General features: G+C 68.2%; 7 protein-coding genes. 2 read left to right on the top strand and 5 right to left on the bottom strand.

The genetic code is table 11. The features are described 5' to 3' along the window. Positions 1–147 precede the first annotated feature (147 nt). Complete coding sequence (locus ICG51_RS12220; protein WP_190282472.1) at positions 148–1,713, top strand: DHA2 family efflux MFS transporter permease subunit; 1,566 nt, start codon at positions 148–150, stop codon at positions 1,711–1,713. A 13-nt stretch (positions 1,714–1,726) separates the two neighbouring features. Here ICG51_RS12220 and ICG51_RS12215 read toward each other — a convergent pair whose 3' ends face one another. Both ICG51_RS12215 and radA read right to left on the bottom strand, forming a co-directional pair. Then, the gene (locus ICG51_RS12215) at positions 1,727–3,106 is read right to left on the bottom strand and encodes a hypothetical protein (protein WP_190280620.1); all 1,380 of its coding nucleotides are present in this window, start codon (positions 3,104–3,106) and stop codon (positions 1,727–1,729) included. 99 nt (positions 3,107–3,205) lie between these two features. Then, complete coding sequence (radA, locus tag ICG51_RS12210; protein WP_190280619.1) at positions 3,206–4,609, bottom strand: DNA repair protein RadA; 1,404 nt, start codon at positions 4,607–4,609, stop codon at positions 3,206–3,208. Between the two features lie 131 nt (positions 4,610–4,740). Here radA and ICG51_RS12205 point away from each other — a divergent pair, with 131 nt between their 5' ends. Then, positions 4,741–5,868, top strand: a complete 1,128-nt coding sequence (locus tag ICG51_RS12205) for a hypothetical protein (RefSeq protein WP_190280618.1) — start codon at positions 4,741–4,743, stop codon at positions 5,866–5,868. 448 nt (positions 5,869–6,316) lie between these two features. On the opposite strand, the gene ICG51_RS12200 is transcribed toward ICG51_RS12205, so the two are convergent. Genes ICG51_RS12200 through ICG51_RS12190 form a run of 3 tightly spaced genes read right to left on the bottom strand, consistent with a single transcriptional unit; the run spans position 6,317 to position 12,965 of the window. Beyond that, complete coding sequence (locus ICG51_RS12200; RefSeq protein WP_190280617.1) at positions 6,317–12,067, bottom strand: hypothetical protein; 5,751 nt, start codon at positions 12,065–12,067, stop codon at positions 6,317–6,319. Further along, a complete protein-coding gene (locus tag ICG51_RS12195) occupies positions 12,064–12,696 on the bottom strand; it encodes a hypothetical protein (protein WP_190280616.1) in 633 nt (210 codons plus the stop codon). Before ICG51_RS12195 ends, ICG51_RS12200 begins: the two co-directional genes overlap by 4 nt. Beyond that, positions 12,693–12,965, bottom strand: a complete 273-nt coding sequence (locus ICG51_RS12190; protein WP_190280615.1) for a hypothetical protein — start codon at positions 12,963–12,965, stop codon at positions 12,693–12,695. The genes ICG51_RS12195 and ICG51_RS12190 overlap by 4 nt, the downstream gene beginning before the upstream one ends. Positions 12,966–13,206: the final 241 nt, after the last annotated feature.

Raw genomic sequence — 13,206 nt, 5'->3', positions numbered from 1 at the left:
GGAGTCGCGCCGGCGGCGCCCCGTTCCCTCCCCCTCCCCCTTTGGGTGACGGATCCCGCCCGGCCGGCAGCCACCGCGTTGCCGCTCCTGCACCTCTTCCGATAGCGATCCCCCATGGCCACGACCCTTGCCCAGGAAGAAGAATCGATGGGCCTGCCGCCCGGCCGCGAGGTCCAGGCGAAGCCTTCCGATTTCCGCCCGCCGAACGTGGCGCTGACCACGCTCGGGCTGGCGCTGGCCAGCTTCATGCAGGTGCTGGACACCACCATCGCCAACGTGTCGCTGCCGGCCATCTCCGGCAACCTCGGAGGCAGCGCCAACCAGGCCACGTGGGTGATCACTTCGTTCGCGGTCAGCACCGCCATCGCGCTGCCGCTGACCGGCTGGCTGACCCGCCACTTCGGCGAGCGCAAGCTGTTCATGTGGTCCACGCTGGCGTTCGTGTTCGCCTCGTTCCTGTGCGGCATCGCCCACAGCATGGGCCTGCTGGTGGTCGCGCGCGCCCTGCAGGGCTTCGTGGCGGGCCCGATGTACCCGGTGACGCAGGCGCTGCTGCTGTCGATCTATCCGCCCGCCAAGCGCGGGCAGGCGATCGCGCTGCTGGCGATGGTGACGGTGGTGGCGCCGATCGCCGGGCCGATCCTGGGCGGCTGGATCACCGACAACTACAGCTGGGAATGGATCTTCTTCATCAACATTCCCATCGGCATCTTCGCCAGCACCGTCGTCGGCCGGCAGCTGAAGGGCCGGCCGGAGCGGCTGGAAAAGCCGAAGATGGACTACATCGGGCTGGCCACCTTGGTGATCGGCGTGGGCGCGCTGCAGGTGCTGCTGGACCTGGGCAACGACGAGGACTGGTTCGCCTCGCCGATGATCGTGTCGCTGGCCGTGGTGTCGGCGATCGCGCTGGCGGTGTTCGTGATCTGGGAGCTGACCGACAAGGACCCGATCGTCAACCTGCGCCTGTTCCGCCACCGCAATTTCCGCTCCGGCACCATCGCCATGACCGTGGCCTATGGCGCGTTCTTCAGCGTCGGCATCCTGGTGCCGCTGTGGCTGCAGCGCAACCTCGGCTACACCGCCATCTGGGCCGGTTTCGCCACTGCGCCGATCGGCATCCTGCCGGTGCTGCTGACCCCGTTCGTGGGCAAGTACGCCAACCGCTTCGACCTGCGCATCCTCGCCAGCTTCGCCTTCATCGCGATGTCGCTGACCAGCTTCGCGCGCTCGCACTTCAACCTCGACGTGGACTTCCACCACGTCGCGCTGGTGCAGCTGTTCCAGGGCCTGGGCGTGGCGCTGTTCTTCATGCCGGTGCTGCAGATCCTGCTGTCGGACCTGGAGCCGCACGAGATCGCCGCAGGCTCCGGCCTTGCCACGTTCGTGCGCACCCTGGGCGGCAGCTTCGCCGCCTCGCTGACCACCTACGCCTGGAGCGAGCGCGGTGCGGTGCACCACGCGCACATGACCGAGCGGGTTTCCATGCTCGATCCCACTGCAATGGAAGCGGTGGCGCAATACGGCGGCGGCGACCTCCAGCGCGGCGCGGCGGTGCTGGAGAAGATGATTTCCAACCAGGCCGCGCAGCTCGGTTTCAACGAGATCTTCCATCTGCTGGGGATCATCTTCATCGGCGTGATCCTGTTCGTGTGGCTGGCCAAGCCGCCGTTCGGGGCCAAGACCGGCGGCGCGCCCGCTGGTGGCGGGCACTAGCCCGCGCATCAACTCAATTCTTCGGTGGCGCGGGCGGCAATCCGGCCGCCGCCATGCCGTCCGCCAGCAGCGCGGCCGGGTTGTCGGGCTTGCCGTCGGTGACGGCCATCAGGAAGTCCGCCGCCCCATCGCCACCGCGCTGGCGCGTCGCCTCGATGAAAGTGGCGCCGGTCCACGGCGCGCCGCCACGCACCCGCGCCTGGAAATCGCGCCAGACGCAGAACAGGCCGCACTGGCCGCCGGAGGCGCGGCGCACCGCCGCATCCACCGCCATCTGCAGGACAAAACCGCAGCGGTAGTAGGCATCGAAGTCACCGCGCTCGCCCGCCTCCGCCAACGGCCCGGCAGCGAGGCTGGTGGCGCAGCTGTCGCGGGCATCGCGCAGCCGCACGCCAATCGCCGCGGGGTCGGACTCGCCGAGCTGCTGCAGGGCGACCGCGGCCAGCGCGTCCGCGCCGCCCTCGTGGATCCAGCTCGCTGCCTGGTCGGTGGCCGGATAGTGCTGGTACATGTGCGCCGCCTCGTGGGCGAAGAAGGCGTCCATGCGCGCGGCGAATGCGGGCGTGGCGAAGGCAGGGTGGTCGCCGTAGATGTGCATGAACACCTGGCCCGGCAGCGTCCCGCCCTGGTAGCCATGGCCACCGCCCGGATGGGCGGCGTCGCGCGACGCGAACAGCATGGGCTTTGCCTGCAGCGCGCCCAACTCGCGGGCATACAGCGCCATCAGCCGCGGCAGCAGCGACTGCAGGCGCTGGCGGATGCCATCCGGCATGGCCTGGTCGATGACCGCCAGCACGTCGGCGGTCTCGACCGGCGTGGCCTTGCCGACGTACAGACTGGTGCCGTCGTCGCCATCGAGGAAATCCACCGCCGCAACCACCTGCCCGCCCACGATCGCATGCTCACCCGCGGACGGCATGAGCCTGACCCGCCAGCGAACCGGCCGGCCCATACCGACCTCGGGGCAGCGTTCCGCACAGGCGTGGAAGCGCCCACTGTGGACCAGCAGGCCGCCGTCGCCGAACGGCGCGAACGGTGCGTAGTCCTTGTCCAGGGTCACGTACCGGGTCGGCATCGTGAACACCGCCTGGGTGAACGGCGCGCCGTCGCGACGGCGCACCACCTCGACGCCGTTTTCAACGACCAGCTGGAAGTCCGGATCGAGCGCGGTCCAGTCGCGCGCCCGCGTACCGCGTGCATCGGCGCGCACGAACACCAGCTGCCGGGCCGGGACCGGCAATACATAGCGCACCGCCCAGCGCCCTTCCGGGTGCCGTGACAGGGCGATGGCGGGCATGTCCGGCGACGCCGGGTTGCCCGCCATCGGTGCGGGCGCAGCGCCGGCAATGCACAGGAGGAGGAAGGCGCGGCGCGCCAGGCCGGTCAATCGCATCGACGGGAGATCGGATCGGGGGAGCGTCCACAGTGCCGGCCGCCGCGCCGGGCGGCCAGTGCCTGCCGTCATCGTGAGCTACGTCACGCTTGGCAACCCTCAGGCCTGCTCCAGCGCATCCGCCAGCCGCTCCACCGCGATCACTTCCATGCCCTTGTAGCTGCCCGATTTCGGCGCATTCGCCTTTGGCACGATGGCCCTCTTGAAGCCGTGCGTGGCCGCTTCCTTGAGGCGCTCCTCGCCGTTCGGCACCGGGCGGATCTCGCCGCTCAGGCCCACCTCGCCGAAAGCAATCGTCTTCTCCGCCAGCGGCGCGTCGCGCAGCGAGGACAGCACGGCAAGCAGCACCGGCAGGTCGGCCGCGGTTTCCTGCACGCGTATGCCGCCGACCACGTTCACGAACACGTCCTGATCGCCCACCATCACCCCGCCGTGGCGGTGCAGAACCGCCAGCAGCATGGCCAGCCGGTTGCCTTCCAGCCCGACGACCACGCGGCGCGGATTCGACAGCGGCGAGGCATCGACCAGCGCCTGCACCTCCACCAGCAGCGGGCGCGTGCCTTCGCGCGTGACCATCACGCAACTGCCCGGTTGCGGCGCGCCGGTGCCGGACAGGAAGATCGCGGACGGATTCGACACCTCGCGCAGGCCGCCGTCCGACATAGCGAACACGCCCAGCTCGTTGACCGCGCCGAAGCGGTTCTTGAACGCGCGCAGCACCCGGAAACGGCTGCCGGAATCACCCTCGAAATACAGCACGGCATCGACCATGTGCTCCAGCACGCGCGGGCCGGCAATGCCGCCCTCCTTGGTGACGTGGCCGACCAGGAACACGGCGGTGCCGGTTTCCTTTGCATAGCGCACCAGCCGCGCGGCGCTCTCGCGCACCTGCGACACCGACCCGGGCGCGGCGGTCAGGGTGTCCGTCCACAGGGTCTGGATGGAGTCTGCGATCAGCAGGCGCGGTTTTGCCGCGATGGCATGTTCGAGGATGCGCTCCACGCAGGTTTCCGCCAGCGCCTGCAGGCCTTCCAGCGGCAGCCCCAGCCGTTGCGCGCGTCCGGCCACCTGCGCCAGCGACTCCTCGCCGGTGACGTACAGGCCGGGCCAGGTGGGCGCCATCTGCGCCAGCGCCTGCAGCAGCAGGGTGGACTTGCCGATGCCTGGATCGCCGCCCACCAGCACCACCGCGCCCTCGGCCAGCCCGCCGCCCAGCACCCGGTCGAATTCGCCGATGCCGGTCGAGGCGCGCGCGCGCGCGTCCAGCTGCACTTCCGCCAGCGCCATGATCTTCGGCGCGTCCACCTTGCCGGCCCAGCCGCTGCGGCGCGACGCCGGGGACTTGGCCTGCGCCGCGGTTTCCAGCGCGATTTCCGCCAGCGTGTTCCACGCCCCGCAGGCCTCGCACTGGCCCTGCCACTTGGCGTAATCGGCGCCGCATTCGGCACAGACATAGGCACTGCGGCGCTTCGCGGCGGACGACGTGGTTGCGGGCTTCGACATCGGGGGCTCGGCAAGCGGGAATGCGTTCACTTTAGCCGGCGCGCGTCGCATCCGGCGCGACGAACGGCGCTCAAGTTTGCCCGCCAACGGGCGCTAACGACTTCGAGCCCCTCCCCCAGCTCCCCCCGCCCATGATCATCACCGCCTCCAACCTGCAACTCACCGGCAGCCATGCCTCGCTGGAGTACCAGCGCCGCCAGGAGTCCCTCAATGCCTGGCGCGACGGGCCGAACGGTCGCAGCCAGATCCAGCTGGAATCCACCAGCGAGTCGCTGCGTCTCGAAGCCAGCACCACCCGCCTGACACTGAGTCAGGAGGCACTGCGCCCGCCGATGGACCTGCCGCAGGCGCCGCCGGCGGTGGATCCCGCTGTCTCCGCCAGCGAGGTGGATGCCAAGGTGGAAGACATCGGCGAACTCAAGGTCACCCTGCTGCGCCTGCTGGTGGAACAGCTCACCGGCCGCAAGGTGGAGGTGGTCGATGCCGGCAAACTGACGGGCGGCGATGCAGCGACGGCCCCCCCGGCGGAGCTGGGCGAGGCCGCGTCCAGGCTGGGCACCACGCCGTCAGCGCCTGCCGGCAACGGCCGCGCTGGCTGGGGCGCGACCTATTCGCTGGAGGAAGTCCATTACGAAAGCGAGGCCAGCCAGTTCACCGCACAAGGCATCGTCCATACCGCCGACGGCAGGGAAATCCGGCTGGCGCTGGAATTGAACATGAGCCGCGAGTTCGTCAGCCACACCAGCCTGTCGGTACGCGCCGGCGATGCACTGAAGGATCCGCTGGTGATCAACTTCGGCGGCACCGCCGCACGGCTCGCCCAGACCACGTTCCAGTTCGACCTGGATGTCGACGGCACGGCCGACGCCATGCGCTTTGTCGCCCCGGGCAGCGGTTTCATCGCCCTCGACCACAACGGCGATGGACGGATCAACGACGGCCGCGAGCTGTTCGGTGCGCGGAGCGGAGACGGCTTCGCCGACCTGGCCCGCCATGACGACGACGGCAACGGCTGGATCGACCAGAACGACGCGGTGTTCGACCGCCTGCTGGTCTGGACCCGCGACGCCGACGGCAAGGACCGCCTGCAGGGCCTGCTGCAGCACGGTGTCGGCGCGCTCTACCTGGGCAAGACGGATACACCGTTTGCGCTCAAGGACAGCGCCAATGCACTGCAGGGCGCGGTGCGAGCCAGCGGCCTGTACCTGCGCGAGGATGGCGGTGCCGGCACGCTGCAGCAGATCGACCTGGTGGTGTAGCCGCGACATTCAGGAACGCCGCAAACAGAAAAGCCGCCCTGCTGGGCGGCTTTTTTGCTGGCGCTGGTGCGGAGATAGGCTCCGAAAGATGGCCTGAAACGAAGCAACTGCGCGAGTCTCGCTATGTGAACCTCCCGTAATGCCCCCAATTCTGCCCCCACACTGCGCCTGCTTGGCGGTCAGGGGCATGGGATCGAAAGCGTTTGTCGGGTTCAAATTCCTCAGTCTCCGCCGCACCCAGACGCCGATGCGTACAGACACGGCAGTGGCCTGCCTACTACCTGCAATGCTTGCGAATGTGCCAGCCGGCCCCTAACCCCTTAACGCGCACGGGGCAACATGGATACGGAACATGGTCCCGCCCGCCGTGAAACATCGTGCGCGATGCTGAAAATTGTTTCACGACCCCGCGCGCGCCGCTACCCCGCCCTTGAAACCCAGTGAAATATCAATTGAATCGGGCTGGGTACTCAGCTTGCAGCGCGCGCTGCACCAGCGTCCGGGCGGCGTTGTACTTGGGCGCCTCGCCCTTCTGGGCATCCATGACGACCTGAGCGCCGGCAGCCTCCTCAGCGGATCGCAGGAACTCGACCTGTGTCAGCAGCTTGTCGCGCATGCGTCGGTCGAGCGGTGCCGCGCCATCGCTGCCCTTAACCACCGCGTTGTAGAGGTCTTGCGCCGCCGGCAACTGGAGCTGGACACGCTCCGTCAGCTTGATTGCCTCGGCTCGGGTGATAGCGCCTTGGCCAGCCAAGCGGTTCATGATCTCTCCGAGCTTGCGCACCCGATCCTCGACGCCCTCCGTCGTGTAAGGCTCGCCGTTGGCCCAGCCGGGATACCCGGCCAGCTCGCCCATAACGCTGCCCTGCCCGTCGCGCCCCTCGAACACCAGCACTGGGGCGCCCGTGTCCGTCCGCTTGAACTCGCCGGCCTTTCCGTACTTGCCATCGCGCTTGTACACGTCGAGCGCGACTCCTTCCAGCAATGGCGCGTGCGCCTTCCGCATCGCCTCCAGCTCAGCCGGCCAGCGAGCCATCGGCACGGCAGACAGACGCTCCCGGATGTTCGCCTGTGCGGCATCCACGGCACTCAGTGCGTCGCGCACCTCGCGGGCCTCGCTGGTGCCGCGATGCTGCACACCCATGCCCAGCAGGCCCAGCAATGTGATTGCGGCACCCTTCGTTGCCCCATGCGCCTCCATGACTTCGGCGATGCTCTGGAATGCCATCGGGGTGACCAGCTCGGCCGCGGCGCCCGCAGGCGTGACCTCCTCGCCGATGACGTTCGATCCTGCCAGCGTGTTGACGATGGCACCGGGCACGGGCGCCAGCTTCGTGCGCAGGAAGCGACCGATGACTTCGGCGGCATCGCTGGATCCGAACGGCAAGCCCCCATCCTTCGCCATCCGGTGCGCCGGGATGTCGACGCCAAGCGCGCGGCGCAGGTCGGTCAACGTCCAGTCGCGGCGCAATGGTTTCACGGTGCCTGCGCTTGTAACCGTCTCGCCCGTGGTCAGCCGACCAAGCAGCACGCTCACCTGTGCGAGTCCGGCCATCGGGTCGAGGAAGGTTTTCCCGATGCGGATTTTCAGGAAGTCGGCGGATCGCGGATCGAGATTCACCAGCGGCTTTCCTTCGTCGTCATCTTCGCCCAGCGCGAATGCCGTCAAGCCGATGGTGACGCCAACGCCCAGCAGGAACCGTGCGTAGTCCTGCACGATCAAATTTCGCGTGCGCGCGCTGCCGGCATACAGCGGTTGGCCGGCGAGCAACTGGAACCTGGAGGCGACCAAACGGGGAGCAAAGAAAACCGTGTTCAAGGCCTGCGCGGCCTGCTCTTTCATTCCGGCCTTGCCGCGCCCAGTCGCAACGTTGACGTAGTTAGCGATGGCCTTCCCCTCGGCCTCGGTCGGTGCCCCCTTCAACGCCAACGCCGCCGCCATCGCATCGAACGAATCGGCGCGCAGCTTATTGAGGAAAGCGGTGTAGGCACGGCCCGAGCCGCGCACCAAGCCCATGCCGGTCCATCCCGGCATCTTCTCCAGCCAGCGGGATGCGTAGGCTTCCTCGATCTGCGTCAATGGCCCGGCCCCGATGCCGGTCAGTTGCAGCCCGTATCGCTTGTACAGCGGCGCGTTCTGGCGCGCTTCGATCTCGGCCTTGATCGCGTGCTCAGCGCGCGCGCTGGCGAATGCGCGCACCGATGGGCCGATGGACTTGGCCGCGCGAAGCGGGTGGCCATAGGCTATGAATCCGCCTTGCCGCAGGATCGCGGACAGGTCGAAGCTCGTCATGACAGCGCGCGCGAGATTGAACGCATCGCCGGCCGTGCCGAACACTTTGACGAGCGGGCTGCGGTTCTTCAACGACTCGTTGAACTGGTGGCGCAGAAACGCCTCCTTCGCCTTGGCCAACTCGAACTGCGCGCGCTCGTTCTCAGCGTTGAGCTTGCGCGGCACACGCGGGCGAGCGGCGAAGTCCCCGGCCCTGATCCGCTCCTCCAGCTCGCGAATGCGCCCCGCAATCTGCTTGCCGCGAATCTCCTGATAGCGCTCCTCGGGATCGCGCACAGGCTTCATTGCCCTGCGCAGTTCGGCAAGCTGGCGCTTTTTTTCGGCGATGGCCGGGCTGTCCGGCGCCGGTTCGCCTCGCGCCGGTTTCGGCGCTCCGGCTTCTACGCGGTCGATCTCGTTTTGCAGGCGCACCAGCTTGCGCAGATCGCGTAGTTCGGCCTGTGTTTCGGTCAGCGTTGGCTGCGCGCGTGGGCCGCCCTGCACGAACAGGCGCCGCACGTCGGACGGATTCAGCTCCAGCCGCTCCGCCGCCGCCGCGATGACTGCCGGCTCCCCGCGCATCCCCTCGCCGATCAGCGCCTCGACCAGCCTGCGCACATCCTTGGCACCGACGTTCGCAAGGTCGATCCCGTCCATGACCTCGGCCACGGTGGCAGCCGCCCTGATCGGCTTCTCCAGCTCGTAATGCGCGGCCTTGAAGATGGCCGGATGGTCAGCCTTCGCGCTGTCGAATGCCTGCCCCAAGTCGGCTCGCATGGCGGCGACCCAATCGCCGAACTTCGCCGCGCCGTTGGCGACGTGGTAGGCGCCGATGATCGCGAAGTCATACAGCACCGAAGGCGACATGACTGCGCCCGACTGCCGGTGCCGGCTCTGGACTTCGGGAGCTGCGGCCAGCCGTGCGCGTGCGTCGTTCGCGGCGCTCCGCAGTGCATCCAGTGCCGGCCTGCTTCGGCGAGGCCGGCGCATCGTGCGCAGCACGTCGTCGTATGCGCCCTCGGATTCGGCATTGGCGATGCGCGCCTGCAACGCGTCTACTCGCGCCTGTGCCGCCCCAATCGTCTCTGCCATCGCCCTGATCGTGTCGGACTCGCTATGGGTTAGCGGCCGCTCCAGTCGCGCGCGCTCCTTGCGCTCCAGCGCCTCGAACGTGAAATCTTCGCGCAGCAACCTCTGGCGGAATTGACCCATGCGGCCCCATTCGCGGCCCGCGTTGACGGCGGCTTGATCCAGCTCCGCGACCTGCGCCTCGACTTCGATCCATTTCGTGCGGGCGACTTCCTTTGCCTCCTCGCTAGCCTTCGGGTCGGCAAGCGTCTTGGCCGCGGAATCGCGGCGATTGAGTAGGTCCGTCTTGTGAACCAGCAGCAGCGCCTCATCGGACGCGGACACGCTCCCGGCGCCATCGCGGGCCAACCGGCGCACCGCCTCCTCGCCTGCGGCGGGGTTGTCCCTGAGCACGCGCATGGCGTCGCCCAGCGTCTCGGCATTCGATTTGACGGCTTCGCGCACGATGGGATGGCGGCCAGCCGCTGCGCGCTCGGCGTCGGTCGCCGCGTTCTTCGTGCCGGAACTACGGAGCGGTATGGCGCTCGGTGCACGCCGATCCACGGCACTCGCTGTCACAGAAGCGCCGGCCTGCACTGCCTCACCGTGCGTCGCGGCGGCCTCGGCAAGAGGCTGCGCGTACTGCTCGCGGAAGAACGCCTCCGCACCTTCACGATCCACGCGCCGCGGCTTGGCACCGCGCGCTGAGTACGGGCCGATCAGGAATGCGTCATCGCCCGCCTTTGCGACGCGGTAATCCCGGCCTCTATCAATCAGTAGTGCGCCGCCGTCCAGCTCGCGCATGCTGCTCGCAACGCGGTCATGGTCGGCTGCGAATTCAGTGCGCGGAGTGTCTGCGCTCGCCATCTCCTCAGCAGGTGCCGGACGCGCATCGAGTATGGCTGGTTCAGCCGGTGCGTCACCCTCCAGGCCGGCGGCCTGGAGCGGGGCCTCTGGCGGCGCCGCTGCGGGGGCTTCCGCTTGCTCGGGAGGCGTCGCTACGTCCACGGCAGTCGTGGCGACCGGCGGCGCTACCACCTCGACACGCGGCTCAGGCAGCACATCGACGGTCGCGCCCTCACTGCGAATGACGGGCGCGGCGATGCTGATGGCCGGATCGTGCCGTGCGGCGTTCGCATCGTCGGATGCCGTCGCCGAAACGGCTGGCGGTGCCATAGGCGCAGGTGGCGCCATTTCCACCGTCTCAGCCTGCCGCGGCGGTTTGCCGGCCTCGGAAGCGACCGCAGGAGCCGAACCACGCAGGCGGCTTGCCAGTTCCACGAGCTGCGCATCGCTATCGATACGATCCAAGCGGGACCGCAGGGCCGCCGCCTGCTCGGCACTGCCCGTGGCAGTACGCGAACGCTCCAGCGCGGCGTGGATGGCCTCGCGACGCCGGCTCATGGTGTCGATGTCCTCCTGCCGCAGTCGCGCACGCGGGTCTGCGGGCAGGACGCCAGTACGCACGATCTCCTCATTCTGGCGCAGGCGTGCTCCAAGCTCTGCGCCCTCCCTGCGCAGCGCCGCGAACTCCTCCCGCGAAAGCGCGCCGGTCGCCGCATCGTCCAGTGCAGCCAACCGGAGATCGATGATCGTCCCGGCATCAGTGGCGCTCAGTGCCAGCTTTGCCTGCCGTTCGACCGGTTGCTCAGCCACGGGCGTCGCACCGGATGCCTCAGCCTCAGCGCGCGTCCGTACCGCGAACTCCGCAGCCTGCGCGCGCGCGTCGGGGCCATTGAACTCCATGTCACCAGTCGGCGAGGTGACGCGGTAGCCACCGCCCCCAGTGCGCGAGACGGAGCCGGGCGGTCGCACGGGAGGCGCTTCCAATGCCGCATTGCCGTCAGCGAGCACCGCCGGATCGATGGCCGTCGGACGCGTTGCGTCACGCAGGAGTCGTTCGGCCAGTGCCTCGCCGCGTTGCACAGCCGGCCTAAACGGCGCAGAGACGGATTCACTCAACGGACGGCGAGCCGCCGTGGCGGTGCCCGCACTGAGGGCGTGGCCGCCAGCACCCATACCGGCGCCAACAAGGCCGGCGTCCAGGGCACCGCCAAGTTGCTGCCAGAGCGGCGTTTGCTGGCCCGTGGCCTGATCCTCGACGTACTGCTGCGCGAGCTGCACCGCCACTTCCTGCCCGCCCTCGGCAGCCATCGCGCGCAACAGTGAGCCACGCCCCGCTTTGCCCATGACGAACGGCAAGCCCAGCGCCTCTCCGCCGGCCTCGATGGCGGCGTTCGCAAGCCCAGCGCGCGCTGCATCGATCCTGCCCACACCCTCCGCACGCATGTCCGTGTAGGTCTGCGCCCCCGTGGATGCCCCCAGCGCGCCAGCGGCAAGCTCGGGGTTTCGCAGTGCCACGGCACCAACGAACGCCGGGAGCGATTCCGCGCCAGCGTTGGCGAGATGCAAGCCGTACTGCTTCGCGGCCTCTAGCGGGGACTCGGCCACTTGTTCCAACGATGGACGGCCGCCGATCTCCGCTTGCACGCGCTGGCGGTCGGCGTTGATCTCGCGCTCTACACCAATGGATTCATCGGCGACACGTGCGGCGCCCAGCGGGTCGCCGTCGGCCATCATGCCCAACGGACGAAGCGCCCGGCGCAACGGCTCTTGAATGGTCTGGTCAATGAAGTCAGCGCCAGCATGCAGGCCAGTCGCAAGCGTGGACGCGGCGCCACGCGGGATAGCTTCTGACACAACCTTGCCCATCCGAGCGAAGTAGCCCGGCGACTCCTCGGTCGTGGTGACGCCTCCGCGCACGTTGGAGAAATTTGGCGGCTCGGCAAGCGGCGCGGACTCCCACCACCGCTCCTGCGTGTCAGCGAGGGGCGCAGCCTCCCACCATTGCGCACTCACGGCTTCACCCGCAGTGAGCCGTCCGGAGCAACGAAGCGAGTACCGCTCGGCAGGCTGGCAAGTTCAGTCGGGCTTGAGATACGCGCCGGCCCCGCTGCCGCGCTTTGCGGCACCATAGTCGGAACGGCGGGGTTTGCGCCGTAGGGATTTGTGGCCCTCGATGCATAGTCCGGACGCAGGTTCACCCTCCCACTCAGCTCCATGAACTGCCTCACGCTGGCCGGGTCATTCGTGTTGACCGTGTAGGACTTGCCGGCGTCGTCGATATATGTCTCAAGCTTCGCAGCGGTGTCGCGCGCCGGCCTTGCCCCGATGCTTGCCGCTCGCTCACGGCTCTTGTTGTCGGCGGCAGAGATGCGCTCGCGAGACTTGATTTCCATATCCGCCACGGCCATGCGCCCTGCCAGCTCCTCGGCCGCCATCGCCCGGCGCTCGCCAAACTCGTATTGGGTCAGTTCCCTTCGCTGTGCGAAGTCTTGCCGGCGCTCCTCGGAACGGATGGCAGCGAGCCGGGCCTCCTTGCGTGCGTCAGCCTCCTCAAGCCTGCGATTCTCGCGGTTGCGCGCCACGTCTTGCAGCGCGCCAGAGACGAAGCCCATAAGTGCCATTTGGCGTGCGCGCTTGCTCACAGCGTTTCTCCGTCTTGGGTTGGCGGAAACTGCTCCCCGTCCGCGAGCGGGTCAACGTTAAATCCATTCATCAATTCGCGATGCTCGGCGACTTGGTACGCGGTAATCAGCGCGCGCACCTCCATGTCAGCCATGAAGCGCGGCCTCTCTCCAATCGGCGTCAAGAAAGCAGGGACAAACTCGCCCACCATTGCGACGGCATCTCCGGCAGAGAGGTCTAACAGCTCGGCCACGATGTCAGGGTCGTAGGTGATGACAGACACGCTCAAGCGGCCATCTCGAATCGGAACCCACACGACGGCTGCGGCATAACGAACTGCGCCGCTTCTGGACTCTCCCAGCCAGGGGCTGGATGCCAAAGTGCCGGCCACTAGTGCATCAATCACAGGCCATGTCCTTTTCCTGTCCGGCCGGACAAAAACCGCCGGACAAAGCCGGACGGCCGGACGGTTCGGCTTGTCCGTCCGGGCACCCCCCCCTTTAAGGGGGTGCCGGACAGGACAACCGGAC

Source organism: Thermomonas sp. XSG (assembly GCF_014678725.1).
In the GTDB taxonomy this organism is placed as follows: domain Bacteria; phylum Pseudomonadota; class Gammaproteobacteria; order Xanthomonadales; family Xanthomonadaceae; genus Thermomonas.
Note: the sequence above shows the minus strand (reverse complement) of the source record. Positions and strands in the feature narration are given on the sequence as shown.

What these genes read in the sequence shown, in the direction of transcription:
- radA (WP_190280619.1), bottom strand. Translation starts at nt 4,609, where the DNA reads ATGTCGAAGCCCGCAACCACGTCGTCCGCCGCGAAGCGCCGCAGTGCC.
- ICG51_RS12205 (WP_190280618.1), top strand. Translation starts at nt 4,741, where the DNA reads ATGATCATCACCGCCTCCAACCTGCAACTCACCGGCAGCCATGCCTCG.
- ICG51_RS12215 (WP_190280620.1), bottom strand. Translation starts at nt 3,106, where the DNA reads ATGCGATTGACCGGCCTGGCGCGCCGCGCCTTCCTCCTCCTGTGCATT.
- ICG51_RS12220 (WP_190282472.1), top strand. Translation starts at nt 148, where the DNA reads ATGGGCCTGCCGCCCGGCCGCGAGGTCCAGGCGAAGCCTTCCGATTTC.